Annotated in this window: 21 protein-coding genes; 12 read left to right on the top strand and 9 right to left on the bottom strand. The window is 65.1% G+C overall.

From position 1 onward, the window contains the following. Nucleotides 1-72: 72 nt before the first annotated feature. Together GGR40_RS03835 and GGR40_RS03840 are read right to left on the bottom strand one after the other, a co-directional pair. On the bottom strand, nucleotides 73-363 hold the full coding sequence (locus GGR40_RS03835) for a DUF2218 domain-containing protein (RefSeq protein ID WP_429274859.1): 291 nt from the start codon (nucleotides 361-363) through the stop codon (nucleotides 73-75). Next, entirely contained in the window at nucleotides 360-1007 is a 648-nt protein-coding gene (locus GGR40_RS03840; protein ID WP_429275212.1) for a PadR family transcriptional regulator, read from the bottom strand. The genes GGR40_RS03835 and GGR40_RS03840 overlap by 4 nt, the downstream gene beginning before the upstream one ends. 240 nt (nucleotides 1008-1247) lie before the next feature. On the opposite strand from GGR40_RS03840, the gene GGR40_RS03845 reads away from it, so the two are divergent. Together GGR40_RS03845 and GGR40_RS03850 are read left to right on the top strand one after the other, a co-directional pair. Then, entirely contained in the window at nucleotides 1248-3977 is a 2730-nt protein-coding gene (locus GGR40_RS03845) for an ATP-dependent DNA helicase (RefSeq protein ID WP_429274860.1), read from the top strand. A gap of 37 nt (nucleotides 3978-4014) precedes the next feature. After that, a complete protein-coding gene (locus GGR40_RS03850; protein WP_429274861.1) occupies nucleotides 4015-4560 on the top strand; it encodes a SixA phosphatase family protein in 546 nt (181 codons plus the stop codon). A 53-nt stretch (nucleotides 4561-4613) separates the two neighbouring features. On the opposite strand, the gene trxB is transcribed toward GGR40_RS03850, so the two are convergent. Further along, nucleotides 4614-5588, bottom strand: coding sequence for a thioredoxin-disulfide reductase (trxB, locus tag GGR40_RS03855; protein WP_429274862.1), 975 nt, complete (start codon nucleotides 5586-5588; stop codon nucleotides 4614-4616). 155 nt (nucleotides 5589-5743) lie between these two features. On the opposite strand from trxB, the gene GGR40_RS03860 reads away from it, so the two are divergent. Beyond that, nucleotides 5744-6619, top strand: a complete 876-nt coding sequence (locus GGR40_RS03860; protein ID WP_429274863.1) for an alpha/beta fold hydrolase — start codon at nucleotides 5744-5746, stop codon at nucleotides 6617-6619. Nucleotides 6620-6709: 90 nt separating this feature from the next. Here GGR40_RS03860 and GGR40_RS03865 read toward each other — a convergent pair whose 3' ends face one another. After that, on the bottom strand, nucleotides 6710-6925 hold the full coding sequence (locus GGR40_RS03865; protein WP_429274864.1) for a hypothetical protein: 216 nt from the start codon (nucleotides 6923-6925) through the stop codon (nucleotides 6710-6712). A 530-nt stretch (nucleotides 6926-7455) separates the two neighbouring features. Between GGR40_RS03865 and GGR40_RS03870 the strand changes: the two genes are divergently transcribed. The 4 genes from GGR40_RS03870 to GGR40_RS03885 all read left to right on the top strand — a co-directional run bounded on the left by GGR40_RS03870 (nucleotide 7456) and on the right by GGR40_RS03885 (nucleotide 10019). Next, on the top strand, nucleotides 7456-7836 hold the full coding sequence (locus tag GGR40_RS03870) for a winged helix-turn-helix domain-containing protein (RefSeq protein WP_429274865.1): 381 nt from the start codon (nucleotides 7456-7458) through the stop codon (nucleotides 7834-7836). A gap of 72 nt (nucleotides 7837-7908) precedes the next feature. Beyond that, nucleotides 7909-8682 carry a molybdate ABC transporter substrate-binding protein gene (gene modA / locus GGR40_RS03875; protein WP_429274866.1) on the top strand — a complete coding sequence of 258 codons (774 nt, stop codon included), beginning with the start codon at nucleotides 7909-7911 and terminating at the stop codon, nucleotides 8680-8682. Nucleotides 8683-8689: 7 nt separating this feature from the next. Then, nucleotides 8690-9391, top strand: coding sequence for a molybdate ABC transporter permease subunit (gene modB, locus GGR40_RS03880; protein WP_429274867.1), 702 nt, complete (start codon nucleotides 8690-8692; stop codon nucleotides 9389-9391). Next, nucleotides 9381-10019, top strand: coding sequence for an ATP-binding cassette domain-containing protein (locus GGR40_RS03885; protein ID WP_429274868.1), 639 nt, complete (start codon nucleotides 9381-9383; stop codon nucleotides 10017-10019). The genes modB and GGR40_RS03885 overlap by 11 nt, the downstream gene beginning before the upstream one ends. A gap of 7 nt (nucleotides 10020-10026) precedes the next feature. Here the strand turns inward: GGR40_RS03885 and GGR40_RS03890 are convergent, their stop codons facing one another. After that, complete coding sequence (locus GGR40_RS03890) at nucleotides 10027-11517, bottom strand: MFS transporter (protein ID WP_429275213.1); 1491 nt, start codon at nucleotides 11515-11517, stop codon at nucleotides 10027-10029. Between the two features lie 142 nt (nucleotides 11518-11659). Further along, nucleotides 11660-12703, bottom strand: a complete 1044-nt coding sequence (locus tag GGR40_RS03895; RefSeq protein ID WP_429275214.1) for a LacI family DNA-binding transcriptional regulator — start codon at nucleotides 12701-12703, stop codon at nucleotides 11660-11662. 280 nt (nucleotides 12704-12983) lie between these two features. Here GGR40_RS03895 and GGR40_RS03900 point away from each other — a divergent pair, with 280 nt between their 5' ends. From GGR40_RS03900 to GGR40_RS03915, 4 genes are all read left to right on the top strand, one after another. Beyond that, nucleotides 12984-15776, top strand: coding sequence for a TonB-dependent receptor (locus GGR40_RS03900; protein WP_429275215.1), 2793 nt, complete (start codon nucleotides 12984-12986; stop codon nucleotides 15774-15776). A 138-nt stretch (nucleotides 15777-15914) separates the two neighbouring features. Next, a complete protein-coding gene (locus GGR40_RS03905) occupies nucleotides 15915-17738 on the top strand; it encodes an alpha-amylase family glycosyl hydrolase (RefSeq protein WP_429274869.1) in 1824 nt (607 codons plus the stop codon). Between the two features lie 16 nt (nucleotides 17739-17754). Further along, entirely contained in the window at nucleotides 17755-19371 is a 1617-nt protein-coding gene (locus tag GGR40_RS03910) for an alpha-amylase family glycosyl hydrolase (RefSeq protein ID WP_429274870.1), read from the top strand. After that, nucleotides 19368-21416 carry a glycoside hydrolase family 97 protein gene (locus GGR40_RS03915; protein WP_429274871.1) on the top strand — a complete coding sequence of 683 codons (2049 nt, stop codon included), beginning with the start codon at nucleotides 19368-19370 and terminating at the stop codon, nucleotides 21414-21416. Before GGR40_RS03910 ends, GGR40_RS03915 begins: the two co-directional genes overlap by 4 nt. Before the next feature lie 48 nt (nucleotides 21417-21464). Here GGR40_RS03915 and GGR40_RS03920 read toward each other — a convergent pair whose 3' ends face one another. From GGR40_RS03920 to GGR40_RS03930, 3 genes are read right to left on the bottom strand one after another with little or no spacing between them, the layout of a single operon-like run. Next, complete coding sequence (locus tag GGR40_RS03920; RefSeq protein WP_429274872.1) at nucleotides 21465-22115, bottom strand: TadE/TadG family type IV pilus assembly protein; 651 nt, start codon at nucleotides 22113-22115, stop codon at nucleotides 21465-21467. Next, nucleotides 22106-22696 carry a TadE family protein gene (locus GGR40_RS03925; RefSeq protein WP_429274873.1) on the bottom strand — a complete coding sequence of 197 codons (591 nt, stop codon included), beginning with the start codon at nucleotides 22694-22696 and terminating at the stop codon, nucleotides 22106-22108. The genes GGR40_RS03920 and GGR40_RS03925 overlap by 10 nt, the downstream gene beginning before the upstream one ends. Beyond that, a complete protein-coding gene (locus GGR40_RS03930; RefSeq protein WP_429274874.1) occupies nucleotides 22693-24480 on the bottom strand; it encodes a Tad domain-containing protein in 1788 nt (595 codons plus the stop codon). The genes GGR40_RS03925 and GGR40_RS03930 overlap by 4 nt, the downstream gene beginning before the upstream one ends. Nucleotides 24481-24778: 298 nt before the next feature. Between GGR40_RS03930 and GGR40_RS03935 the strand changes: the two genes are divergently transcribed. Next, a complete protein-coding gene (locus GGR40_RS03935; RefSeq protein ID WP_429274875.1) occupies nucleotides 24779-26611 on the top strand; it encodes a response regulator in 1833 nt (610 codons plus the stop codon). Nucleotides 26612-26633 lie beyond the last annotated feature (22 nt).

The raw sequence follows: 26633 nt of genomic DNA on the forward strand, positions 1-26633 counted from the left end.
CGCGATTTTCGCAAGGCCCTCGTCGATCCGGCGCCGCCCCGGGAGGCAATCCGGGACGACGCCGGGGCAGCCTTAGTCCCGCCACGCCCAGTCGTAGACCAGCGGGTCTTCGCGAAATGCGAACCGGTCTATGTGGCGGGCGACCACATCCGTCAGGCCCTGCACCGCATCGCGATCTTCGCCGGTGATGGTGATGGCGATGCCGTCAGCGTCAGCGGCCATCACGGTGACGGCATTGGGGAACGTCACCGTTCCCGTGTCTCCGTCCACCTGCGTTTCCAGCTTGTGGCTCCAGTGCTTGCACAGCTGGCGGACGTACTTGCCGCCGTTTTGCGTTTTAACGATGGTGGCGATGGTGCTCACTTCTCGATCCTTTCGATCTTGCGCGTCGCTTCGTCGATCACGTCCGCCACTTGCAGGATGAAGTCGCGGTCGGCGCCTTCGTGCGATAGGCGGTCGAACACGGCGGTCTTCAGCGCGTGGAAGGCGCGGCGCACGGGCGCAGGATCGACCCTGTCGCGCTGCGCGGCAAGTGCGGCGAGCCGGCCCTTGAGTTCCGCAGCCTTGTCAGCATCCGCTTGCGCCCTGGCGCGGCCTTCCTCGGTCGCCTCGAACGCCTTGCGAGCGCCGTCTCCGGCGACAGGAGCGATGAGGCCGGTCTCTTCCATGTAGATGAGCGCGGGGTACACCACGCCGGGGCTGGGCGCATAGTCGCCGCCCGACAGCGCCTCAACCTCGCGGATCAGTTCGTAGCCGTGCCGCGGTGCGTCAACGATCAGGGCCAGCAGCAGCGTCTGCAGTTCAGACTGGTCAAACAGCCGCTTGCGTCGCCCGCCGCCGCGACGGCCGCCACCATGCCCCCCCCCGGGACCACCTGCGCCTCGCCCACCGAAGCCGCCACGAAAATCGCGGCCGAACTCGCCCCCGAAACCGCCGCGCATGCCATGCAAGCGTCGGCCAAAGGTTTCGCGAAAGCCTTCAGCGCCCGCCATGGCGGCGGCAATCATCTCTGCGCGGTCGATCCCGCGTCCGAAGGGATGGCGACAGTGACGGCGGTGGCCGCGACGGTCGCGCCGGTCGTCGTTGTGAATGTCGATCATTGTATGTTCCATATGCTTCATGATGGCTCTAAGATATATCTTATGCCTTCTTCGACAAGAGGCATATTTGTATCGAAGCGTAATTTTTTCCGTGGAGCGCCTGCCCCTGCCGTTTTCAACCGCACACGCCGTCCCTAAGACAGGGCCATGGCCGCCCTGCCCCTTCCTGCCCTTCACGCCAGTCATGGCGGCTGCTGGTTGCGCGAGAAGGATCTGACCGGGACCGGAACCCGCCCGATCTCCAAGGGCGAAGCGGTTATGGCCGCCGCCGATACGCCGCTGCTGATCTTGAACGCGCCGCTGCTCGCGACACGGCTTGGCTATCCCGATCTGTCCGGGCTGGACCTGCTGGAACTTTACGCTTTCGTGCATCCGGCGCGCTTCGTGGTGCCCACGCCCAAGGGGCTGGCCCATGCACTGAACCTTGCAGAGCCGGAAAACGACGCCGACGTCCCACGCCTGTTGCAGGATGCGGCAGGCGCCCTGCTCGACATGTGCGAGAACGGCGCCTGGTCCGAACGGGAAGGCGCATGGACCGCGCTGCAATCGCTCATCCGCATGCGCTGGCCCTGGGCCACGCTGCTGACGGGGCGCATCCGCCGTCCCGAACGGGCCGAACGCTGGTTGTTCACGCGCCTGCCCGAGTGGGAGGAAACGCCCGAGGTTCCGCAGCCCCGCCAGGTGGTGCTGGACGATCAGGACGTTCTCGACCGGCTGGGCAAGCTGACCGGCTCCACGGCGGAGCAGCGCCCCGGCCAGCGCGCCTATGCGGTCGAAACCGCGCATGCCTTTGCGCCGCGGGAACGCTCGGGCCATCCGCATGTGTTGCTGGCGCAGGCAGGGACCGGCATCGGCAAGACGTTGGGCTATCTGGCGCCGACCTCGCTGTGGACAGAGAAGGCCGGCGGCACCGTATGGGTGTCCACGTATACCAAGGCGCTGCAACGCCAGCTCCGTGCCGAAAGCCGCCGCGCCTGGCCTGAGCGGCGCGCAGACGGCACACGGCCCGTGGTTGTGCGCAAGGGGCGCGAGAATTACTTGTGCCTGCTCAACCTGGAAGACGCGCTGCAGGGCGGCTTTGCCGGCCGCGCGGCGATCCTGGCGCAGCTGGTGGCGCGCTGGGCCGCCTATTCGCAGGATGGCGACATGATCGGCGGCGACCTGCCCGGCTGGCTCGGAACGCTGTTCCGCCAGCGCGGCATCGCGGCGCTGACCGACCGGCGCGGCGAATGCGTCTATGCCGGGTGTCCGCATTATCGAAAGTGCTTCATCGAACGCGCTACCCGCGCCAGCGTCGGCGCGGATCTGGTGATCGGCAACCACGCCCTCGTCATGGTCAATGCCGCCCGCGGGCGTGATCCGGCTTCACGCCCTACCCGCGTGGTGTTCGACGAAGGGCACCATGTGTTCGACGCCGCCGACTCCACCTTTGCCGCCGCGCTGACCGGGGCGGAGGCGATCGAGTTGCGCCGCTGGGTGATCGGGCCGGAAAAGGCATCGAAGGGCCGCCGTCGAGGCCTTTCCGCGCGCCTTGCCGATGTCGCCAGCTATGACGAGGCCGGCGCGAAGGCCATCACCGACGCCCGCGACGCGGCAGAGGCACTGCCCGGCGACGGGTGGATGCAGCGCATTGCGGAAGGCGCCCCCAGCGGCCCGCTGGAAGACCTGCTCGCCGCCGTTCGCGCCACCGTCTACGCCCGCGACGAAAGCGGCGGACAGGAAGCGGGCTATGGCCTCGAAACCGAAGCCGCCGGGCTGGAAGGTTCCTTCGTAGAGATCGCGCAGGCCGCGCGCGTGGCGCTGGCCGAACTGCGCCAGCCCCTCATCAAGCTGGGCATGCGGCTGGAGGCTCTGCTGGAAGAACCGCCCGACTGGCTCGACGGCCCCGGTCGCGCGCGCATCGAAGGTGCGCGTCATTCGCTGACCTGGCGGGTCGACACTCTTGGCGCGTGGGAATCGCTGCTCGACCGGCTCGGCGGCCCTGCCGACCCCGAATACGTCGACTGGCTGGCGCTGGACCGATCGGAATCGCGCGAGTTCGACATCGGCATCCACCGCCGCTGGCTCGATCCGATGAAGCCGTTCGCACGGGTGGTGCTGGAGCCGGCGCACGGCGTCGTCATGACGTCCGCCACGCTGCGCGACGGGGACGACTGGGCCAAGGCCATCGCGCGGTCGGGTGCCACCAACATCGAGGTCATGCCGCGACTGTCGATCCACCAGAGCCCGTTCGACTACGCCAGCCAGGCCGAAGTGCTGATCGTCACCGACGTGCCCAAGGGCGACATCCCCGCCCTATCCGCCGCGTTCGGTCGGCTGATCGAAACCTCGCGGGGCGGCGTGCTGGGCCTGTTCACCGCCATCCGCCGCCTGCGTGCGGTCTATGGCCGCATTGCCGACCGGCTGGCACGCGGTGGCCTTCCGCTTTACGCGCAGCATGTCGACCCGATCGACACCGGCACGCTGGTGGACATCTTCCGCGACGATCCCGCCGCATCGCTGCTGGGCACCGACGCCCTGCGCGATGGGGTGGACGTGCAGGGAGATTCGCTGCGCCTCGTCGTCATGGAGCAGGTGCCCTGGCCGCGCCCGACGATCCTGCACCGCGCGCGGCGCATGGCGAACGGCGGCAGCGCCTACGACGACACGCTGATCCGTGCGAAGCTGGCGCAGGCGTTCGGTCGGCTGATCCGCAGCCGGGAGGATCGCGGGCACTTCGTGGTGCTCTCCCCCGCCTTCCCTTCGCGCCTGCTTTCGGCGTTCCCCGAAGGCACGCCGATCCGGCGGGTGACGCTGGAGGAGGCTTTACAGCGCGTGGCCGGTCATGCTTCAGGGGCCACGGTGGACCCGGCGGAAGACTCGCGGCCCCTCATCTGAACCCCGCCGTCCCGATCCGCCGCAAGAAAGAGCGTCCATGAAAATCCTCGGCATCTTCCGCCACGCAAAATCGGACTGGACCGACGCGCGCCTTCGCGATTTCGACCGTCCGCTCAACCAGCGCGGGCGCGTGGGCGCGGGCGTCATGGGCAAGCACATCATGGAGCACGGCGTCGGCTGGCGCTATATCCTCGCCTCGCCCGCCGTGCGCGTGACTCAGACCATAGAACTGGCCGGGGAGGCCGCGGGGGAAACCCCGCCCGTCACCTGGGACCGGCGCATCTACCTTGCCAGTTCCGCTGCATTGATCGACGTATTGCGCGAACAGGAGGCCGATCCCCGCTCGATCCTGCTGGTGGGGCACAATCCGGGGCTTGAAGACCTGATCTTTGACCTCGTGCCCGACGACGGCTCAAGCCCCCTGCGCGATGTGGTGGAGGACAAGTTCCCAACGGCTGCCTATGCCGTCGTGGAACTGGACATCGAGCACTGGTCCGACTTGCGCGAAGGCTGTGGGCGGCTGACGCATCTGGTCCGACCGCGTGATCTGGACCCGGCGCTGGGGCCGAGCCTGACCGATTAGGTGCCCTCGGCGGGGAGCGCACACGCCCCCCGGTTAAGTCCGTCAGGCCCCGATCAATACTGGACCGTCTCGGTGAACCCGGCGAGGTGCAGCTTTTCCGCCAGATAACGTTCGGCATCCAGCGCGGCCATGCAGCCTGCGCCCGCCGCCGTGATCGCCTGCCGATAGACGTGATCCGACACGTCGCCCGCCGCATAAACACCGGGGATTTCTGTGCGCGGCGTACCGGCCTCGACGATGAGGTAGCCGGTTTCGTCCATCGCCAGCTTGCCCTTGAACAGTTCGGTCGCGGGCGCGTGGCCGATCGCCACGAAGGCGCCATCGGCCAGCAGTTCGCTCTGCTCGCCGGTTTCCGTGTCGATCAGCGCCAGAGCACGCAGGGTGCCGTCCTCTGCCGCAAGGAAGCGGTCGACCTTCTTGTTCCAGACCGTGGTGATCTTGGGATGCGCGAACAGCCGATCCTGCAGGATCTTTTCCGAGCGCAGGGAATCGCGCCGGTGGACCAGCACCACCTCGGTCGCGTGGTTGGTCAGGTAGAGCGCTTCCTCTACCGCCGTGTTGCCACCGCCGATGACAACCACCTTCTTGCCGCGATAGAAGAACCCGTCGCAGGTGGCGCAGGCCGACACGCCCTTGCCGGACAGTTCCTGTTCGCCGGGAACGCCAAGCCACTTGGCCTGCGCGCCCGTGGCGATGACCAGCGTGTCGCCTTCGTAGCTGTCACCGGAATCGCCGGTAGCGACGAACGTGTCGCCGGAAAGATCGACGTTGGTGATGGTGTCCCACATCATCCTCGTGCCGACATGCTCCGCCTGGGCCTGCATTTCCTGCATCAGCCAGGGCCCCTGAATCACTTCGCGGAAACCGGGATAGTTCTCTACATCGGTGGTGATGGTCAGCTGGCCGCCGGGCTGTAGACCCTGAACCACGATCGGTTCCATCCCCGCCCGCGCGCCATAGATGGCCGCAGAAAGGCCCGCCGGGCCGGAACCGATTATGAGCATGCGGGTCTTGTGCGTGGTCGCCATGATCGTAACTTTCGCGTGAATTCGTTGGGGCGGAGATAGGACGTCGCGCCGCGCTCGCCAAGCATGACCGATGCCAAGCTTTCGTTTCATCCCCGCAAAATCGAATATGGCCTGCCAGATTGACGTTACCGCCGCGGGGCTCCAATCCATCGGCCATGACGATCCGGCACGGCCCCACTTCCAACCGCTTCATCTCGCAGCGCCTGCGGCTGAATTATGTCGACTGGGGCAATCCCGATGCACCGCTGCTGATCCTGCAGCATGGCGGGCGCGACCATTGTCGCAGCTGGGACTGGGTGGCCGAAGAACTGCGGCAGGACTGGCACGTCATCTGCCCCGACCTGCGCGGCCACGGGGACCGTGAATGGTCACCCGAAGCGCATTATGGAATGGATGCCTTCGTCTACGACTTCGCGCAGCTGGTCCATACTCTGGGGTACGACCGCGTGACCGTCGTGGCGCACTCGCTTGGCGGAAACATCGCCACGCGGTTCACCGGCCTTTATCCCGACAAGGTCGACAGGCTGGTCAACATCGAAGGGCTTGGTCCTCCTCCCGGCCTGCGCCGCCAGGGTGAGGAGCGGCCGGTGGCGGGGCGCCTGCGCGAATGGATCGAGCAGAAGCGCGCCGCCTCGAGCCGAACAGTGCGCAAATATGCCACGCTGCGCGATGCCTATGAGCGGATGAAGGCCGAGAACGACTTTCTCACGGTCGAACAGGCGCGGCACCTCACGGTCCACGGCGCCAGTCGCAACGAGGACGGCACCTGGAGCTGGAAGTTCGACAACTACCTGAACTTGTGGAACGCTTCGGATCTGCCGACCGACCATGTGGTCGCGCTGTGGCAGGCGATTACCTGCCCGATGCTTCTGCTGTGGGGCAAGGACAGCTTCGCCAGCAGCCCGGCGGGCGACGGAAGGCTGGACTACCTGCCCACCGCCCGTCTGATCGAGTACGAGGACGCCGGCCACTGGCTCCACCACGATCAGTTCGAACGCTTCATGCAGGACTTGCGAGCGTTCCTGTCCTGAACACAGGAAGCAGGCTGGAACCGGTCCGGCCCGGAACCAGCCTGATCGACCCTGGTGCGACCCAAAGGTCCGCGCGCCCAAGGCGGCAGATTAGGACAGCAGGAAATATCCCAGCGCGGCCCAGCAGGCCATGCACAGCAGGATGGCGATCGTCAGGCCGCGTCCATCGTGCTCTTCCCCGCGATCCATGCGCTGGGCAGCATACACGCCACCCGGCACACCATCGGCAGAGAGCCGCGCGGAGAAATTACGCCCCGCGTCGGGGATACGTTCGAAACGGATAATATTGTCGTCGGCGACCTTCATAGCGCATCCTCAAATTGCCGGGATGGTTCGCGCGCTGTTCATGCGATCGCTTCTCCCGGATCAATCCACGGGCGGCGCCTTGTTGACGTCTCATCCCATTCGTCCTGACGATGGTGTACCAAAATCGAGCGAACTTTTCCAGAATATCCAGACTGCATCACATCATTTTAACCCTCGAACAGAATGGATTATTATAGTCGATGAGGCGGTAATTTTATGAAAGTCTGGTGAAATATCACTTCGGCCGCGTACCAAGGCATTTTGCAGTGCAAAAACCACTCCGGGCTTTTTAGCCCGGCAGCTTTTGCAAACGATGACCATCAACTTGGGCAGGGTTTTTGCCGCACGGCAGCACCGTCCTGTCAGCAGCCCACCCAGAACAACGCCGAAGTGACAGCTGACCGTCTTTTTTTCGTCATGGATGCAAAGGCCTCGGCCCCATGACCGTGCAGACCCAGTGATTCGTTACCGCGGTCGATCATCGATCGTGCCGTCTTGCGAGGCGGAGCGGGCACATTTACGCTGACCGCATGACAGATACGCCGCGCCTGAAGATCAAGATCCAGATCCATTCCGGCGATGAGATCGCCATGGGGCCCGGCAAGGCCGACCTGCTCGATGCCATTCGCGATCATGGCTCCATCTCGGCTGCCGGGCGGGCGATGGACATGAGCTATCGCCGGGCCTGGCTGCTGGTGGACGCCATGAACCGCTGCTGGGACGCACCGCTGGTGCAGACCGCGCCCGGTCGCTCGGCAACCAGCGGAGCGCGCCTGACCGCACTGGGTGAGGATGTCTTGGCCCAGTATCGCGCGCTGCAGGAGGAGATCGGCAATGCCGCGCGTGGAACGGCTTACGATGCGCTTGCCGCCCGACTGCTTTGCGAACCCCGCCTGTCGCAGAAAGAGTAAGCCGGCGCGGCTTTCCATTCACGGCGCCACCGTATACAGCTCGATACGGTTCGACCCGGAGTGCCCTTTTCCATGCGCAAGTTCGTGGCCTTCCTGCTGGCTGTGCTGACCCTGACGCACGGAGCCTCTGCCGCGCTGGCCGCTGTTAGAGAGCGACCACCACTGGTCCTGGCTGCCGCCAGCCTGCAGGAGTCCATGAACGCCGCCGCGGATGCCTGGGCGCGCAAGGGGCACCCGCGCCCGCGCATCTCCTTTGCGGCGTCGTCAGCGTTGGCCCGACAGGCCGCATCGGGAGCGCCTGCCGACCTCTTCGTCTCCGCAGACGAACCCTGGATGGACTACCTGCAGCGCAAGGGCCTTATCCGGAAGGGCACGCGTGTCTCGTTCCTGCGCAACGATCTGGTGTTGATCGCCCCGCGTGCCAGCAAGGCACGGCTGCACATCGCGCGCGGGATGCCGCTGAGCGCAGCGCTGGGCAAGGGCCGCCTTGCCGTGGCCGATCCTGCAGGCGTTCCCGCCGGGATCTATGCAAAACAGGCGCTGACCCGGCTGGGCGTATGGCCATCTGTGCAGAGCCAGATTGCGCCGGGCGACAGCGTGCGCAGTGCGCTTGCCCTCGTCAGCCGAGGCACTGCACCGCTGGGAATCGTCTACGCCACCGACGCGCGCGCCGACCCGGCGGTGCGTGTGGTCGCCGTGTTCCCTCCCGCCAGCCATGATCCGATCAGCTACCCGGTGGCCACGCTGGCCGCATCCCGCAATCCGCAAGGCGAAGCGTTCCGCCGATACCTGATTTCTGCCGAGGGCAAGGCGGTGTTCCGCCGCTTCGGCTTCGGAACGAAGTAAGCCCGCCGTGACTGCGCTTTCACCGGCTGAATGGGAGGTCCTGCTCCTGTCGCTGAAGATCGGCGCGGTGGCGATGGCGGCGGTGCTGCCGGTCGCCTTCGCGCTGGCATGGGTGCTGGCACGGTGGCGCTTTCCCGGCAAGGTTCTGGTCGATGCTCTGGTGCACCTGCCGCTGGTACTGCCTCCCGTGGTGACCGGATGGCTACTGCTGATCACTTTCAGCCCCAATGCGCCGCTGGGCAGCCTGCTGGAGCGGACGATGGGCCTGACCTTCCTGTTCCGCTGGACCGGCGCTGCGCTGGCCGCTGCAGTCATGGCGCTGCCGCTGATGGTGCGCGCGATGCGGCTCTCGCTGGAGGGGGTGGACCGCAGGCTGGAACAGGCCGCCCGCACGCTGGGCGCAGGCCCATGGCGCACCTTCCTGAGCGTGACGCTGCCGCTAAGCCTGAATGGTGTGCTGGCGGCGCTGGTGCTGGGGTTTGCCCGTTCGGTGGGAGAGTTCGGCGCGACCATCACGTTCGCTTCGAATATTCCCAGCGAGACGCAGACCCTGCCGCTGGCGATCTACAGCGCGTTGCAGGTGCCCGGCTCGGACGTGCAGGTGGCGCGGCTGGCGGTGCTTTCGGTGCTGCTTTCGATCGTTGCACTGGCAATTTCGGAATGGCTGGTGCGGCGCAGCGGTCAGGACAGGGCGCGCCGTGTCTTCTGACCCCCCCACCTTCGACATCGCCGTGACCCTGCGCCGGGGTGGCCGCGATCTGCGCTATGCGTTCACCGCCAGGCGCGGCCTGACCGCGCTGTTCGGGCCTTCAGGAATCGGCAAGACTACGCTGCTTGATGCCATGGCCGGACTGCTGCGCCCGGTCGATGGCCATATCCGCGTGGCCGGAACCACTCTGTTCGACAAAGCGGCAAGGATCGACCTCAAGCCCGAACGGCGGCGCTGCGGATACGTGTTCCAGGATCTGCGGCTGTTCCCGCATCGTACCGTCCGCTGGAACCTGGAATTCGGGCATCGGTCGTCCCGTGGACAGGCGCTTGACCGCGATCACACGCTGGATCTCTTGGGCATCGCTCATTTGCTGGAACGGATGCCTGCAACTCTGTCCGGCGGCGAAGCGCAGCGTGTGGCGATCGGGCGCGCGGTGTTCTGCAACCCGGCCTTCCTGCTGATGGATGAGCCGCTGGCTTCGGTCGATCTGGCCCGGCGCGAAGAGATCATCCGGCTGGTGGAGCGCATCCGCGACGAGATGCACCTGCCTGTCCTCTACGTCAGCCACGACAGGGCCGAGGTGGAGCGGCTGGCGCAGACTATCGTGCCGCTAACGGCATCGTAAGCGGGGCTTAGCGATCCTCTATCCGCAGCGAAGCGGCGGCGGCGACCAGCAGGGTTCCCGCTGCAAAAGCCATCGTCCAGATCGGCTCTCCCGGAAAGAACGCCTTCATGATCGATCCCATGACTGTCGCCACCAGCAACTGCGGCAGCACCACGAAGACGTTGAACAGGCCCATGTAGATGCCCAGCTTGGCCTGCGGCAGGCTGCTGGCCAAGATCGCGTAAGGCATCGCCAGGATCGAGGCCCAGGCGATGCCGATGCCCACCTCGCAAGCAATAAGTGCGGTCGGATCGCGCACCACCATGAACCCGCCGAAGCCGAGCGCGCCCGCCACCAGGCAAAGACCATGCGTGCGCGCCTTGCCCAGGCGAGCCGAGAGCACCGGCAGCAAGGCCAGCGCAGCCACGGCTGCGACGCCGTTGTAGACCGAGAACAGCACGCCCACCCAGTTGCCCGCCTGCTGGTAGGCCGCGCTGGCAGGGTCGGCGGAACCGAAGGCATACTGCGCGACAACCGGGGTGGTGTTGATCCACATGATGAAAAGCGCCGACCAGCTGAAGAACTGGACGAAAGCCAGCCGCTTCATCAGTGGCGGCATGCCTGCAAAATCCCCGACGATGCCGGCCAGCATCGATGCGCTGCGGCCCGAGCGCGCCAGTCCGATTGCGGCCATTGTGGCAATACCGTACCCTGCGAGAAGCGCCGCCAGCAAGTAGACTTCCTTTTCCAGCGACCACCCCTGCACGGCCACGGCCACGATCCCGCCCACGATGATCCACGGCAGAGCGCTCCACAGGCTGCGGTCGGACAGCGCGGCAGCAGTGGTCTCGGCCTCGTGCGCGTCGCCGAATGCGGCCTGTTCCTGCGGCGAATATTCGCGCGTTGTCAGCACCGTCCACAGCACCGCGGCCAGCAATGCGAGGCCTCCCACCCAGAAGCTGTAGCGCACGGTATCGGGTATCTCGCCCGCGCCCGCGACGTTGGAGACGCCCATATGCTCCAGCGCATAGGGGAACAGCGAGCCGACCACCGCACCCGCGCCGATGAAGGCGGTCTGCACGCCGTACCCGGCAGTGTGCTGGTCCTTGCGCAGCATGTCGCCCACGAAGGCGCGGAACGGTTCCATTGAGATGTTGAGGCTGGCGTCCAGCATCCACAGCAGGAGCGCGGCCATCAGCAGCCCGGATGATGAACCTGCACTTTCAGGCATTGCCAGAAGTGCGATCGTCGCCAGCACCGCTCCTGCCAGGAAATAGGGACGGCGGCGGCCCAGACGACCCAGCCAGGTGCGGTCCGACATGTGCCCGACGATCGGCTGCACCAGCAGTCCGGTCAGCGGAGCGGCCACCCACAGCGCAGGCAGGTCGTCGATCCCGGAACCGAGGGACTGGAAGACGCGGCTCATGTTGGCGTTCTGCAGCGCGAAGCCGATCTGGATGCCGAAGAAGCCGAAGCTGATGTTCCACAGCCCTGCCCAGCCCTGCCGCGGCTTTTCCATCGTGGCTTCCATCATCGCGCTCCTTCCCAACACCCTCGCGAACTTGCCGCCGCGCCGGATCACAGCGCCTTGCACGGGCGGCGGACGCCGACAACATGCATACGAATGCGTGGGCGCGCCACCATCATCGATCGGGGCTATGTCAGCCCACCGTACTGCGCCGCACCACCAGCCGCGCGGGCAAAGTGCGCGATGGCGCTTCTCCGTTCTCGATCTGCTGCGCCAGGGTTTCCACCAGCACCGCGCCCGCACTCTTGAGATCCTGCATCACCGTGGTCAGCGGCGGATTGGTCATGCTGGCGGCGGGCAGGTCGTCGAAGCCGATCACCGCCACGTCGCGCGGGATCAAGCGCCCGGCCTCGGTCAGGGCGCGCATCGCGCCGATGGCGATGAGATCGCTGGCTGCGAACACCGCGTCGAAAGCCACACCCTCGTCCAGCAGTCCGCGCATGGCGGCGTGGCCCATGTCCTCCAGATTCACCGCATCGCGCTGCAACAGCGGATCGACCGGCAGCCCCTGCGCCGCCAGCGCCTCGCACAGACCGCGATACCGGTCTGCAAATTCGGGATAGTGCTCGTCCGCCTGCCCCAGGAAGGCGATGCGCCGCCGCCCCAGCCCGAGCAGATGCTGGCCCGCCATGCGCCCTGCGCCAAGGTTGTCCGAGCCGATCGTGACGCCGATGTTGCCCATGTCGCTGGCATCCACGCTACCCCAGCGCACGAAGTGGGTGCCCTGCCCCACCAGTTGCTGCAGACGGCTTTCGTAAAGCGTGTAATCCCCGTAGCCCAGCAGGATCAGCCCGTCGGCACGGTGGCTGTCCTGATAGCGGACATGCCAGTCGTCCTCCAGTTTCTGGAACGAAATCAGCAGGTCAAGCCCGCGACCGGCGCACTCGCGGGTGATCGCGCCCAGCATGGCGAGGAAGAAGGGGTTGATCTTGGAATCGTCGGGAGACTGTTCCTCGAAGAACAGCAGCGCGATCGTGTTGGACCGCTGTGATCGCAGCGAGGACGCGTTCTTGTCGACCGAGTAGTTCAGCTCACGCGCGATGGCCTCGATCCTTTCGCGCGTGGCGGCGCTGACCGACTTGCTGCCGCGCAGCGCCCGGCTGACGGTGGGCTGCGAGACACCGGCGCGATAGGCGATGTCGAAACTGGTCGGGCGGTTGGTCGGCTTGCGTCCCATCGTCTCTCTCATCAGCGGTACTGCGCTGCAACAATGCTGCGCCCTACGCCGCGTCGCTCCCCGAAAATGCGCGGTTCTACGCAGGTTTACGCGTGGCATTCAGGACACGTCACGTACCTATCATGCATCTACGTATACGTATGCCATATTATGCGCAACGAAGGAGCATCTTAAGCAAGAGGGGTCGAATGGAGTCGCGGGCGAAATCCCCGGGCTTCGCAGGAGGAGAGCCGGACACCATGAGAAGTGGGCCGGCACAAGGTTTCAGGAGAGGGACATGATGTCGCTTCGTAACGAATTTTCGGTCGTCCGCGCGTCGTCGCGCATGGCCATCGCCGCCGCCCTCATGACGGCGGCCTTCCCCGCCGTTGCGCAGGACACCGCCGCAGAAGCTGCCGATCCTGCCGAAGGTGCATCCACGGATGCCGGCACGATCGTCGTCACCGGCTTTCGCGCATCGCTGCAGAACGCCATCAACCAGAAGCGCAACGCCGAACAGATCGTCGAAAGCATTTCGGCGGAAGACATCGGCAAGCTGCCTGACGCCTCGATCGCCGAATCCATCGCACGCCTGCCCGGTCTGACCTCGCAGCGCGTCAACGGACGGTCCAATTCGATCGCGATCCGCGGCTTCGCGCCCGATTTCTCGACTACGCTGCTGAACGGGCGTGAGCAGACCTCCACCGGCGACAACCGCGCCGTAGAGTACGACCAGTATCCGTCCGAAGTGGTCAGCGGCGTCAACGTCTACAAGACGCCGATGGCCAGCCTCGTCGGTCAGGGTCTTTCGGGCACGGTGGACATGCGCACGATCCGTCCGCTCGAGACGGGCAAGCGCATCATCTCCTTCGGTGCACGCGGAACTTACGCGGATCTTGGCAAGCTGAACGCAGGATCGAATGACAAGGGTTACCGCCTGACCGGCACGTATGTCGATCAGTTCGCGAACGACACGATCGGCATCGCGCTAGGCGCCAGCTATATCGACGAGCCTTACCAGATCCAGGAATTCAACGCCTGGGGGTATGCCGACACGCTGGACGGCAACCGTGTCATCGGCGGTTCGAAATCCTACGTCACGTCCACCAACCTGAAGCGGCTGGGCCTCAACGGCACGCTGCAATGGAAACCGACGCCGAACCTGACCACCACGCTCGACGCCTTCTATTCCGACTTCAAGGATGACCAGATCAAGCGCGGGATCGAACTGCCGCTGTACCAGGACCCGGATACCGTCACGCTGGCTAACGCCACGGTCGACAACGGCCTTGTTACCGGCGGCACGTTCAACGGCGTAAAGGGCGTCGTGCGCAACGACGTGTTCCAGCGTCACGCGAAGCTCTACTCGTTCGGCTGGAACACCAAGTGGGAAGGCGACGACGGCTGGAACGCCTTCTTCGACGTCAGCTACTCCAAGACCGACCGCAGCGAACTCAACATTGAAAGCCTGGCAGGTACAGGCCGCAACACTGTGGGTGCACTGGACTCGATCGGTTTCTCCATGAGCGATCGCGGCGCGGTGTTCCGTCCCGGCCTGAACTATGGCGATTATGGCTCGATCCTGCTCACCAGCCCGCAGGGATGGGGCGGCGACCAGACCGCCGTGGACGGAACCCGCATTCGCAACGGTCAGGACGGCTACTACAACGATCGTCATATCAAGGACGAGCTGTGGCAGTATCGCGTCGAAGTTGCGCATGAGTTCGAGAGCGGCGCGCTCCATTCGGTCCAGGTCGGCTGGAACTATACCAATCGTTCCAAGACGCTGGTTCCCGAGGAATACTTCCTGGGTCTGGCTGCCAATACGGATGGCCTGACTAGCGTTGCCATCCCTGCGGAATACCGCCTGAAAGGCGAAACGCAGCTGAACTACCTCGGCCTTGGTCCGGTGGTCAGCTACGATCCGCTCGCACTGGTGCGCGACGGCATATACAACCGCGTCGCCAATCCTTACGGCGATGTCGTGGTAAAGAGCTACGCCATCCGCGAACGCCTGATGACGGCTTATGTTCAGGGCAACCTCGATGCGGAACTGGGCTCGGCTCACCTGACCGGCAACTTCGGCGTGCAGGCGCAGTGGACTGATCAGAACTCGGTCGGCGCCAGCGCGATCCTGCTGCAGCCGCCGGTTAATCCCAACGGCTCTCCCAACATCGGCGGTCTGCGCCGCAACGTCAGCGTCGATTATCTCGACGTGCTGCCCAGCCTCAACCTTTCGCTGCGTTTCCCCAGCGAGACGGTGATCCGCTTCGCAGCGGCGCGTGAAATCATCCGTCCGCGCCTGGACGACATGCGAGCGTCCGAAAAGTTCGACTACACGCTGACCGGCGGCGTCGCGCAGGTGACGGGTGAGGCCGGCAATCCGTACCTGCGTCCATGGCGCGCCAATGCGCTCGACCTGACCTTCGAGCAGTATTTCGGCGGCAAGGGCGTGATCGCGGCCCAGTTCTTCTGGAAAGACCTGAAGAGCTACATCTACAACAACCAGAGCACGGTCCCCACCGACAGCCTGGCACTGCAGGATCCGGGCAACGGCGTGGTGCTCTCTCCCACGGCACAGTACACGATCCCGATCAACGGCAAGGGCGGCAAGCTCTATGGCGTGGAAATCGCCACCACCCTGCCGTTCGAGACGTTCCTGCCCGCGCTGGAAGGCTTCGGCGTGACGGGTTCGGTCGCCTATACCAAGAGCAAGATCCAGGCGACGCCGGACTCGCCCACCGGCGATCTTCCGGGCTATTCGAAGTGGGTCGCCAACGGCACCGCCTACTTCGAGAAGTGGGGCTTCAACGCGCGCGGCTCGGTGCGCTACCGTTCGACCTTCCTGGGCGAAGTCTCCGGCTTCGCGGCCAACCGCGTGCGTCGCCGCGCGGCTTCGGAAACGATCGTGGATGCGCAGATCGGCTACGATTTCCAGCCGGGCAGCGCACTTGAGGGGCTGTCACTCTACATTCAGGGCCAGAACCTGACCGACGCGCCGTTCGTCACGACCAATCCGGGCGATAGCCGCGAGGTCATCGATTACCAGAGGTACGGCCGCCGTTTCCTGGCCGGCTTCACGTACAAGTTCTGACCTTACGCCTCCCCCCCCGGCGCCGGGATGGAACCCTCCTCCTCCTGACCGGCGCCGACCGGGCGGAACCGTCGAAAACTCCCTCCATTCGACGGTTCCGCCTACTACTTCCCCTGACGGCCATCCGGAGATTGCCCGATGAACCGCCTGACATCTTCCGTTGCCGCCATGGCGCTGGCCCTCTCCCACGGCGGCGCTGTCGCCGGAACCGTGGAGGACATGCGCGCCCGCACGCCCGAGCAGGAAGTCATCTACTTCGTCCTTCCCGACCGTTTCGAAAACGGCGACCCCGCTAACGACACCGGCGGTCTGACCGGTGGCAAGCTCCAGACCGGCTTCGATCCGACCGACAAGGCATTCTACCACGGCGGCGACCTCAAGGGCCTGACTGTGCGGCTGGACTACATCCAGAACCTGGGCGCCAGCGCGATCTGGGTCGGGCCGATCTTCAGGAACAAGCCGGTACAGGGCCCCAAGGGCAACGAAAGCGCGGGCTATCACGGCTACTGGATCACCGACTTCACAGCTGTGGACCCGCACTTCGGCACCAACGAAGACTTCGCGGCGCTGGTTCAGGCGGCGCACGCGCGCGGCATGAAGGTCTACATGGACATCATCGTCAACCACACGGCGGACGTGATCCAGTTCCGGGAAGGCACGGCCGAAGGTTATCCCTACCGGTCGAAGGCCGATTATCCCTTCTCCACGCGCGGCGGCCTGAAGGGTGCCGCGATCAACAGCGGCTTTGCCGGCGATGCCGTCGCCACGGCAGAGAACTGGGCGAAGCTGACGGACCCCTCGTTCGCCTATACTCCCGTAGTGCCTAGGGCGGAAAAGGACGTGAAAGTCCCCGCCTGGCTGAACGACCCGATTTATTACCACAACCGCGGCAACACCGACTGGAAGGGCGAGAGCGCGCAGTACGGCGATTTCGTGGGCCTCGACGATCTCGCCACCGAGAACCCGCGCGTCGTCGATGGCATGATCGACATCTACGGCGGCTGGATCGACCGCTTCGGGATCGACGGCTTCCGCATCGACACCGCCCGCCACGTCAACGCCGAACTCTGGCGCAAGTTCGTGCCCGCGATGCTGGAGCGGGCGAAGGCAAAGGGCATTCCCAACTTCCACATCTTCGGCGAAGTGGCGACCGGCGACTACGATCCCGCCCTCCTCGCCTCGTGGACGCGCAACGCGGATTTGCCGGGCGTGCTGGACTTCGCGTTCATGCGGGCGGTGGACGATGCGGCGGGTGGCGCGAAGGATGGCGGCACCGAAACGCTCGCCCGCCTGTTCGATGACGATGCGCTGTACGCAGGCGGCAAGAAGGGCGCGCGGCAACTGCCGACGTTCCTGGGCAACCACGATGCCGGGCGCGTGGCCGCGTTCCTCAAGCTGGGCCAGCCGCTGGCGGGGAACGGCGAACTGCTCCAGCGCTCGATGCTGGCTCATGCCATGCTGCTGACGCTGCGCGGGGTGCCGACGATCTACTACGGCGACGAGCAGGGCTTCGTCGGCCACGGTGGCGACCAGTGGTCAAGGCAGGACATGTTCGCGTCGAAGGACAAACGCCTGACTGACGAGCCTTTGCTGGGCACCGACCGCGCGCCCGCTGCCGAGCATTTCGACCCCACGCATCCGCTCTACCGGCTGATCGCCGAGCTGGCGACGCTGCGGCGCAATACCCCGGCGCTGCATTCGGGCGAGACGAAAGTGCGCGCGGCATCGGACAAGCCGGGCCTCTTCGCCGTCTCCCGCTTCGACCCGAAAACCGGCGGCGAAGTGCTGCTGGCGTTCAACACCTCGGCCGAGGCGGTGAGCGGCAACGTGGCGGTGGAGCCTGCCTCCGCAGCGTTCCACACACTGGCGGGCACCGGCTGTCCCGCGACGGCAACCGCGCCCGGCTCCGTCGCGGTCACGCTGCCGCCGCTCGGCTTCGCAGTCTGCGCCGCGCAACCCTGATCCCACCGAGACGACCATGACCAACGACACCCCCAACACGGCCCCCTGGTGGCGCGGTGCGGCGATCTACCAGATCTATCCGCGCAGCTTCGCCGATTCCAACGGCGACGGCATCGGCGATCTGCCCGGCATCACCGCGCGGCTCGATCACGTCGCGCGGCTGGGGGTGGAGGCGATCTGGATCTCGCCGTTCTATCAGTCGCCGATGGCGGATTTCGGTTACGACATTTCCGACTACTGCGCAGTCGATCCGATGTTCGGCACGCTGGAGGATTTCGACGCGCTGGTGGTGCGAGCAAGGGAACTGGGCCTGAAGATCATCGTCGATCAGGTCTATGCCCATACCTCGGACCGTCACCCGTGGTTCGCGCAGAGCCGGTCCAGCCGCGACAATCCCCATGCCGACTGGTACGTCTGGGCCGATCCCAAGCAGGACGGCACCCCTCCCAACAACTGGCAGTCGATCTTCGGCGGTCCTGCGTGGCGATGGGATGCGCGGCGCCGGCAGTATTACATGCACAATTTCCTGGCCGAGCAGCCGCAGCTCAACTGCCACAACCCCGCCGTGCAGGACGCGCTGCTGGGCGTGGCGAAGTTCTGGCTGGACCGGGGCGTCTCAGGCTTTCGCATCGATGCGCTGAACCATTCGATGTTCGATCCGGACCTGCGTGACAACCCAGCCGCGCCCGACACCGGCCAGCCGCGCACGCGCCCCTACGATTTCCAGACGCAGCTGCACAACCAGTCGCACCCCGACATCCTGCCCTTCATCGAACGGCTGCAGGCGCTGATCGCCAGCTATCCCGACACGTATTCGCTGTGCGAAGTCGGCGGCGCGCGCGCAGGGCAGGAGATGAAGACCTTCACGCATGGCCCTGACCGGCTGGACAGCGCCTATGGGTTCGACTTCCTCTATGCCGACAACCTGACCCCGCAGCGCATCGCCGCCGCGCAGGATTACTGGCCGGACGAACCGGATACCGGCTGGCCAAGCTGGGCGTTCGAGAACCACGACGCCCCGCGCGCCCTCTCCCGCTGGTGCGCGCCCGACCAGATCGACGCCTTCGCCCGGATGAAGACGATGCTGCTGCTGTCGCTGCGCGGCAACCCCATCCTGTTCCAGGGCGAGGAACTGGGCCTGTTGCAGGACGAGATTCCGTTCGAGATGCTGCGCGATCCCGAAGCGATCGCCAACTGGCCGCTCACCCTGTCGCGCGATGGCGTGCGCACCCCGCTGCCGTGGATCGCGCAGAGCGAGCATGGCGGCTTCACCGCAGACCGGCCATGGCTACCGCTGAGCGAACAGAACCTGTCACGCGCGGTGGACCGGCAGGAGGCCGACCCGGCATCACTGCTCAACCTGACGCGACACCTGCTGCACCGTCGCGCGGGCGACGCGGCCCTCCGCCGGGGCTCGTGCGACGTGCTGGTCGCCGACGATGCGCGGTTGGTGCTGCGCCGTGAAATTGCAGGTCGCCGCGTGCTGACCGTGTTCAACATGAGCGCGCAGGCCGCAGCATGGCCCGCAGCAATTCCCACCGGCGGCACCGTCATTGCCGCCGTCAACGACACTGAAATCGGGTCGCTTCCTGCATGGGGCGGCATCTGGATCATCGAAGGAGAAGAGGCATGAAGCCGCTCGCCCTGCTGGCTACTGCTGGCATCGTCATCGCTGCGCCTGCAATCGCGCAGGAAGCGCCCAAGGTCACTGCGGCATCGCCCGATGGCTCAATCGTGCTGACCGTCACCACCGACGGCGACAGCCGCCCCCTGTGGTCGCTCACGCGCAAGGGCAAGCTGCTGATCGCGCCGAGCAAGCTGGGCTTCATCCTGACCAACGGCCTCAACATGACGCGCGGCTTCGCGATCACCGGCAGCGACACGGCAAAGGGCGACGACACCTGGGAACAGCCCTGGGGCGAGCGCCGCTTCGTCAAGGACAAGTACAACCAGGTCACCGTCCGCTTCAAACAGGGCCAGACTTACGGCGAGCGGATGATGAACGTCACCTTCCGCCTCTTCGACAACGGTGTCGGCTTCCGCTACGAAATTCCTGAGCAACCCGCGCTCAAGACGATGAAGATCGCCGACGAGACGACCGAGTTCGATATCGTCCCCAAGGGCACTGCATGGTGGATTCCGGGTGGCGAGTGGAACCGCTACGAACAGGTCTATCAACAGACCCCGATCGATGCCGTGCCGACCGCACACACCCCCATCACCATGAAGCTGGAAGACGGCACGCACCTGTCTTTCCACGAAGCCGCGCTGGTCGATTACGCGGGCTACTGGTTCAAGCGCGAACAGGGCCAGACTTTCCGCACCACGCTGTCCCCGTCCTCGCGCGGGCCGCGCGTGGTGCGCGACCTGCCCTTTGCCACGCCCTGGCGCACGGTGCGGATCGCGGATGATGCCGCCGAGCTGGTCGACAACGACCTTGAACTGAATCTCAATGAGCCGAACAAGCTGGGCGACGTCAGCTGGGTGAAGCCGGGCCGCTACATCGGCATCTGGTGGGGCATGATCCGCAACGACTGGAGCTGGGCGGAAGGGCCAAAGCATGGCGCTACCACCGAACGCACCATGCAGTACATAGACTATGCCGCGAAGCACAAATTCCGCGGCGTGCTGGTGGAAGGCTGGAACAAGGGCTGGAACGGCGACTGGTTCGGCCACGGCGACGAGTTCAGCTTCACGCAGGCGACCCCCGATTTCGACATCAACGCGGTCACGAAGTACGCCGCGAAGAAAGGCGTCAGGCTGATCGGCCACCATGAAACCGGGGGCAACATCGCCAATTACGAAGCCAACATGGATGCAGGCTTCGCGCTATACCAGAAGCTGGGCGTGGACACGGTGAAGACCGGCTATGTCGCCGACCACGGCGGCATCATCGCGAACACCGATTATCCCGGCGGCCCGGTCGGCCCGCTGCGGATGGAGTGGCACGACGGCCAGCGGCAGGTCCAGCACCACCTTGCCGTCGTGGAGGATGCGGCCAGGCACCACATCTCCATCGATGCGCACGAACCGGTCAAGGACACCGGCCTTCGCCGCACCTATCCCAACTGGGTTTCGCGCGAAGGCGCCCGTGGCATGGAATACAACGCCTGGGGCCAGTTCGCCAACGGGCCGGAGCATGAACCGACGCTGGTCTACACGCGCATGCTGTCCGGGCCGATGGACTTCACACCGGGCGTCCTGAGCCTGCAAGGCGCGAAGGGCGCGCTGGCCTCCACGCTGGCCAAGCAGTTGGGCCTGTACCTCGCGATCTACTCACCGATCCAGATGGCAGCGGACTTCATCGAGCAGCTGGACAAGTATCCGCGCGAGATGAAGTTCATCGAAAGCGTTCCCACCGACTGGGCGGAAAGCCACCTGATCGCGGGCGAAGTGGGCGACTATGCGATCTTCGCGCGCAAAGACCGCAATTCCAATCGCTGGTTCGTGGGCGGCGTCAACGATGCCACCGCGCGTAACGTGACGCTGAAGTTCGACTTCCTCGACGCGGGCAAGAGCTACAAGGCCAGCGTGTGGAAGGACGGCGAAGGCGCCACTTACGAAACCGAAGCGCGCCACAACATCGCCTACGATACCCGCACCGTGAAGAAGGGCGATACGCTGGATGTGTGGCTTGCCCCGGGCGGCGGCACCGCCATCCGGCTGGAACCGCGCTGAGGCAACACGAGGCTTCGGACCAGGTTCCGGGGCCTCGTCTCTCTCCGCTCAGGCGCAGCTTGAGTTGTTCGTACCCGTGACGCCCAACGTCAGGTTGCGATCGTCGCGGATGATGAAGGCGGCTTCGCGGCGGAAGGTGGGATTGCCTACGAACCAGCTGCCGAACAGCGGCTGGTAAACGTAGTTCACCTCCACATACATGACTGCGGAATTTGCAACGGCAGTCAGGTTCGGCTTGCCCATACCGGGAAGGATGGTGCCGGTCTTGCCAGCGCCTTCCACGCCGTACTGCGACTTGACCTTGAGGCTGCCACGGCAACGCTGCCAGTGGATGTACTGGCGCCCGGTAGCCGTATCCCTTTCAAGGCTGGACAGGATAATGCGCCCGGTAGCGGCGAAATTGAAGTAGGATCCCTGCACCAACGCGCCGTTCATCACCGAATCGATATCGGTTTCCTTGACGTTGGGCGTCACGGCGCTGTTGTCCGTCTGGCCAAGGCGCGAGGCGTTGTCCGCCAGCGAGGACGCGATCTGGCCGACCTGCATGTTTACCATCGACATCCACGCCAGTTCCGTCCCGTAGAACCCCAGCGTGACAAGCACCGGCAGGATCAGCGCGAACTCCACGAACGACACGCCGCGCTCGTCGCGGCGCAGGCGCCTGACGAGGGTGTTGATGGCGCGCCGCATCACGGGCATGTCCCCGCTGCAGAGCCGTATTTCGCCTGAAGCGCGAAGGGCTGGTTCTTGCGCACGGCGGTGGCGCTCATCTGGCGCTGGTCAGAAGCGCCGGACATGAATGGCACGATGAAGACCGGCTTGTAAGTCACCGTCGCGGTATAGAGCACGACGTCGTTTGCGCCCCCGTTGGAGTTGCTGCCCACGTCGGCATCCCATTTGCCGTTCTTGTTTTCGTCCGTGTAGGCTTCGCCCGCGTCGCACTTGCCGTTGGCGTTGCGGTCGTTCCAGGTTTCGGCCCGCTTGATGTCGGCAAAGTCGTAGTAGCTCATCCGCTTGAACGCCACCGTCGCGTCCGGGGCAACGCCCTTGACGATGTTGGTGACATAGGCGTCAGCCTTGACGTTATTGGCGGTTTCCAGCCCGTCGCCGCGCGCAGCCGCCTGCACAGCCCCGCGCAGGACGATCGTAAGATACGCCGTCCACGCCATGTTGTAGATGCCGATGAGCAGCAACAGCAGCACCGGAGCGGCGATGGCGAATTCGATCACCGCCGATCCGCGCGTTTCTGCCCTCAGCCGATGAAGCGAACGCGCGATCATTCCACCACCCGCAGTTCGCCCACCTGCTTGGCGATTTCCTGGAACGCGGCATTGAGTTCGCCCGAACTGCTGGCAGTGAAGGAACTGTCGTCAGACGCGCAGGTGGTCAGGTCCGAGCTAAGCCCAGAGGTGAAGGCGATGACCCAGACACGGATGCCCTTGTCCTTGATCGCCTCGCACGTCGCAAGGAAACGCTGGGTGTGGCGGGAAGCGTCGCCGCTGCTGCCGTCGGTGGTGACGCGGCGATCCCAGAACTCCATGCCCCACGCCTGCGGAATGTGATACGCCGGCTCCATCTGGCCGTCGGTCATGAAGATGATATGGCGAGACACTTCGCCGCCGTTGGAAGGCTCATCATTGACAAGCGATTTCCACATGCCCTGCGGCGACATCATGCGCCCGCCCCAGATCATGCCGATGTCCAGATACGTGCCGCCCACGGCCTGAAGCGAGTCCGCATAAGTGTTGAACGACGACTGGCTCATCGTCTGCAGAAGCTGCGCCTGCGCCGGGCAGTATGTGCCGCCAAGCTGGCCGTAGGACGAAATGTCGGTGGTGTAGTTCCCTCGGTTGTTATACCGCTGATAGGAAATTTCCGGCCACAGCGGTGCCCACTTGGTAGCGTCGTTGGCCACATCGGGCGCATTGTCGAGATCGAGGTCCAGCGCGGCCTTGGGCGTGATGCCGGTGGCGCTGGAATAGCTGAAGCTCGACTGGTTTACCGTCTGACGTTCCTGGATGCACCCGCCCCAGGTGGAGGATACATTCGAGCCGTAATCGCCCGTCGGCGTGGTCACCGAGCTGAAACGCTTGAACGCACTCGTATCCACGTTCAGCACCTGACGATAGCGCATCGCATAGGGGCGAGTGATGGTGCGGGAATAGATGTAATAAGATCCAAACACCAGACCCGTATAGCGGCAGGAGTATTCCGTGCGTGTCTGCTTTTTGCCCGAGCCGGAGCCGGTGTCGGCAAAGCCGGTACCGGCCGGAACCTCGTTGTTGCAGTTGTTCCCGCTGTAGCTTTTGTTGGAATACAGGGTCCAGCCGCTGGCTGTGTCGCTGTCACCGGAATCGTCGGGCTCGTAGACGCGTGACTGGTAGTTGTACTTATCAACGATATACCGGCTGTCGATCGCGTTCAACAAACGCCCTACATTCACGGTCGAGCTGAACGGCACGAACCCGTAGCGCACGCGCGCATTGCTGGCGGCGGTGGCGTTGTAGATCGTGGTGTAGAAGTTCTTCATCGCCGCCCGCAGCGCCTGGATGCGCGTCTGCGAACCAGACAGCGTGAAGTCCATCGATCCGGTGGTGTCGAGCACCATCATCACGTCGGCGTTGCCCACGCCCATCGAACTGGCGCAGGTGACGCTGATCGGGAAATTGTCCTTGCCGACGATGCGCATCAGCAGCGTGTCGAGGATCGTGGTCGCCGTGGCGTTAACCGTCTGGCCGTTGTCTGGCGAAGTTACGGTGAAAGTGGTGGAGCGCGTGCCCTGGATCGCGTCGTTGAAGTTGGTGTTGAAGTAAGAAGTCGCCGCCGTCTTTGACGCCGCGTCGAAGCCCGCAGTGGTCACGGTACGCCGCCCGGCCAGCACCGCCGCGTCGCAGGCGGACTGGATCTGTTCACGCACCAGATAGTTGCGCCCCAGATCGACCGCGGAGCCGACGACGATCACCGCGATCAGCAGGCCCATGGCCGCGATCGGCAGGACATTGCCGCGCTCGCTGATTGCCACCTGCCGCAGGATCGTGGTGACCGAAGGAAATGCTCGACGCATCGTAAACCAGGCTCGCTCTTGGAATTGCCCCTATAATCCGGCAGTCATAGCGCGAATGTCTTAAGGAAGTTTTGGCGCAGCATCGGCGGCCGCAAACGATAGCATCCCTCATGTCGGAATTTTTTCGTGTGTTTGCGGAACCTTGCGCAAAGACGGGGCGTTATGCGCGCGATCCGGAAAAGGTCGCCTCATGGGGGAGCGATCGCGCGGTGCCGGCAAAGCCCTTTGCGGGACCATAGAATGAAGATTGCGCGCGCAATGCAGTTCCAGCCGTATTACCCTGCCCTGGAGCAGATCATTGGCGGATGAACCGCTCCGCATTCTGGCGGTGGACGACACGCGGGAAAATCTGATCGCGCTGGAAGCTGCGCTGGAGCAGCCCGGCGTGGAACTGGTCACCGCGTCATCCGGGTTCGAGGCGCTTGAGCTGCTCCTACGGCAGGATTTCGCGCTGGCTTTGCTGGACGTGCAGATGCCGGACATGGACGGCTTCGAACTGGCCGAACTGATGCGCGGCACCGATCGCACGCGCGGCGTTCCCATCATCTTCCTGACCGCCATCGCCACGGACGAACGGCGACGGTTCCGGGGTTTCGAGACGGGTGCGGTCGATTACCTGTCAAAGCCGATCGACATCATGGTGCTCAATTCCAAGGTCGCGGTCTTCGTCGAACTGGCCCGCCAGCGGCGCGAGATTGCGTTCCAGCGCGACGAACTGGGCGCTGCGCTGGGCCGCCTGCGTGCGCATGGCGACAATTCCCCGCTTGCCGTTTTCGAGATCGACGCCGACTTGCGCATTGTAAGCTGGTATCGCAGCGCCGAGCGCACACTGGGCTACACCGCGGACCAGGTACTGGGCGCTCCCCTGGCCCTGGCGCCGTTCCTGCCGCCCAACGGTGGTCGCGAGGCGCTGTTGGACGGCATGATCGACCTGCTGCAGGGCGGTGATCGTCGGGCGATGCAGACCCACCGCTTCCGCCGCGCGGATGGCACGGTGCGCGATGGCGAATGGTACTGCTCGTCACTTGCCAGCACCGGCCAGCGGGCGGGCAGCGTGATGGTGGAAATGCTCGACATCACCGAGCGCCGCCGGGCCGAGGATACCCAGCGCCTGCTGATCGGCGAACTGAACCATAGGGTGAAGAACACGCTGGCGACTGTGCAGGCGATCGCTTCGCAGGGGTTCCGCCATGCCCGTTCGCACGATGAATTTCAGGATGCTTTCACCGGCCGCCTCCAGGCCCTGTCGCGCGCGCATTCGATGCTCAGCGCCACGACGTGGGAAAGCGCGGGCCTGCGCCGCCTGATTGCCGATCAGGTGGCGATCGGGGCGCTCAGTGAAGACCGCCTGCTGCTGGATGGCGCCGACATAGACCTTCCGCCCGAACTGGCGCTGCGCTTCTCGCTGGTGTTCCACGAACTGGCGACCAACGCCCACAAGTACGGCGCGTTTTCCAACGCCATCGGCACCGTGAGCCTGATCTGGACTACCCAGGACGGCATGCTGACGATGGAATGGAGCGAACGGGGCGGGCCATCCGTCGCGCCGCCGAGCCGGCGTGGTTTCGGCTCTACCCTTATAGAGCACAGCATGGCCGCCGACGGCGCACGCATCGTCTGCGACTTCGCGCCAGAAGGCGTGCGCTGGTCCATGGTCCTGCCCCTGCCCGATGGCGGGATTTCCGGTGCTCAGGCCGGCGTCCCGGAGCCCCAACCAGAACCGGCCCAGCCCGCGCCCGCCCCTGCCCGTTGCGAAGGCCTGCCGCCGATGCGCGTCCTCGTGGTGGAGGATGAACCGCTGGTGGCGATGGAACTGATGATGGAGATCGAGGACGGTGGCGGCATCGCCCTTGGCCCGGCCACAAGCTGCGAACAGGCACTGGCCATGATCCGCGAAGGCCAGCCCGACATCGCCTTGCTGGACGGCAACCTCAACGGAAACCGGATCGATCCCGTGGCCGATGCCTTGTCCGCGCGAGATGTCCCGTTCGCCTTCGTCAGCGGGTACGACCGCGAACACCTGCCCGCGCGGCACGAACGGCGGCCGATGCTCAACAAGCCGTTCATCCCCGCCGACGTGCGCGCCATGCTGGCGCATCTGGCGCAGGAGGCAAACGCCCCGGTCAGCTAGCCGCGCGCCCGCCGACCCGCTA

This window comes from Novosphingobium gossypii (genome assembly GCF_050433305.1).
GTDB classification, from domain to species: Bacteria; Pseudomonadota; Alphaproteobacteria; order Sphingomonadales; family Sphingomonadaceae; genus Novosphingobium; species Novosphingobium gossypii.

Excerpts from the sequence above, each read along its gene's own strand:
- GGR40_RS03840 (WP_429275212.1), bottom strand. The coding sequence starts at position 1,007 with ATGATTGCCGCCGCCATGGCGGGCGCTGAAGGCTTTCGCGAAACCTTT.
- GGR40_RS03845 (WP_429274860.1), top strand. The coding sequence starts at position 1,248 with ATGGCCGCCCTGCCCCTTCCTGCCCTTCACGCCAGTCATGGCGGCTGC.
- GGR40_RS03850 (WP_429274861.1), top strand. The coding sequence starts at position 4,015 with ATGAAAATCCTCGGCATCTTCCGCCACGCAAAATCGGACTGGACCGAC.
- trxB (WP_429274862.1), bottom strand. The coding sequence starts at position 5,588 with ATGGCGACCACGCACAAGACCCGCATGCTCATAATCGGTTCCGGCCCG.
- GGR40_RS03860 (WP_429274863.1), top strand. The coding sequence starts at position 5,744 with ATGACGATCCGGCACGGCCCCACTTCCAACCGCTTCATCTCGCAGCGC.
- GGR40_RS03865 (WP_429274864.1), bottom strand. The coding sequence starts at position 6,925 with ATGAAGGTCGCCGACGACAATATTATCCGTTTCGAACGTATCCCCGAC.
- GGR40_RS03870 (WP_429274865.1), top strand. The coding sequence starts at position 7,456 with ATGACAGATACGCCGCGCCTGAAGATCAAGATCCAGATCCATTCCGGC.
- modA (WP_429274866.1), top strand. The coding sequence starts at position 7,909 with ATGCGCAAGTTCGTGGCCTTCCTGCTGGCTGTGCTGACCCTGACGCAC.
- GGR40_RS03890 (WP_429275213.1), bottom strand. The coding sequence starts at position 11,517 with ATGGAAAAGCCGCGGCAGGGCTGGGCAGGGCTGTGGAACATCAGCTTC.
- GGR40_RS03895 (WP_429275214.1), bottom strand. The coding sequence starts at position 12,703 with ATGGGACGCAAGCCGACCAACCGCCCGACCAGTTTCGACATCGCCTAT.
- GGR40_RS03900 (WP_429275215.1), top strand. The coding sequence starts at position 12,984 with ATGTCGCTTCGTAACGAATTTTCGGTCGTCCGCGCGTCGTCGCGCATG.
- GGR40_RS03905 (WP_429274869.1), top strand. The coding sequence starts at position 15,915 with ATGAACCGCCTGACATCTTCCGTTGCCGCCATGGCGCTGGCCCTCTCC.
- GGR40_RS03910 (WP_429274870.1), top strand. The coding sequence starts at position 17,755 with ATGACCAACGACACCCCCAACACGGCCCCCTGGTGGCGCGGTGCGGCG.
- GGR40_RS03915 (WP_429274871.1), top strand. The coding sequence starts at position 19,368 with ATGAAGCCGCTCGCCCTGCTGGCTACTGCTGGCATCGTCATCGCTGCG.
- GGR40_RS03920 (WP_429274872.1), bottom strand. The coding sequence starts at position 22,115 with ATGCCCGTGATGCGGCGCGCCATCAACACCCTCGTCAGGCGCCTGCGC.
- GGR40_RS03925 (WP_429274873.1), bottom strand. The coding sequence starts at position 22,696 with ATGATCGCGCGTTCGCTTCATCGGCTGAGGGCAGAAACGCGCGGATCG.
- GGR40_RS03930 (WP_429274874.1), bottom strand. The coding sequence starts at position 24,480 with ATGCGTCGAGCATTTCCTTCGGTCACCACGATCCTGCGGCAGGTGGCA.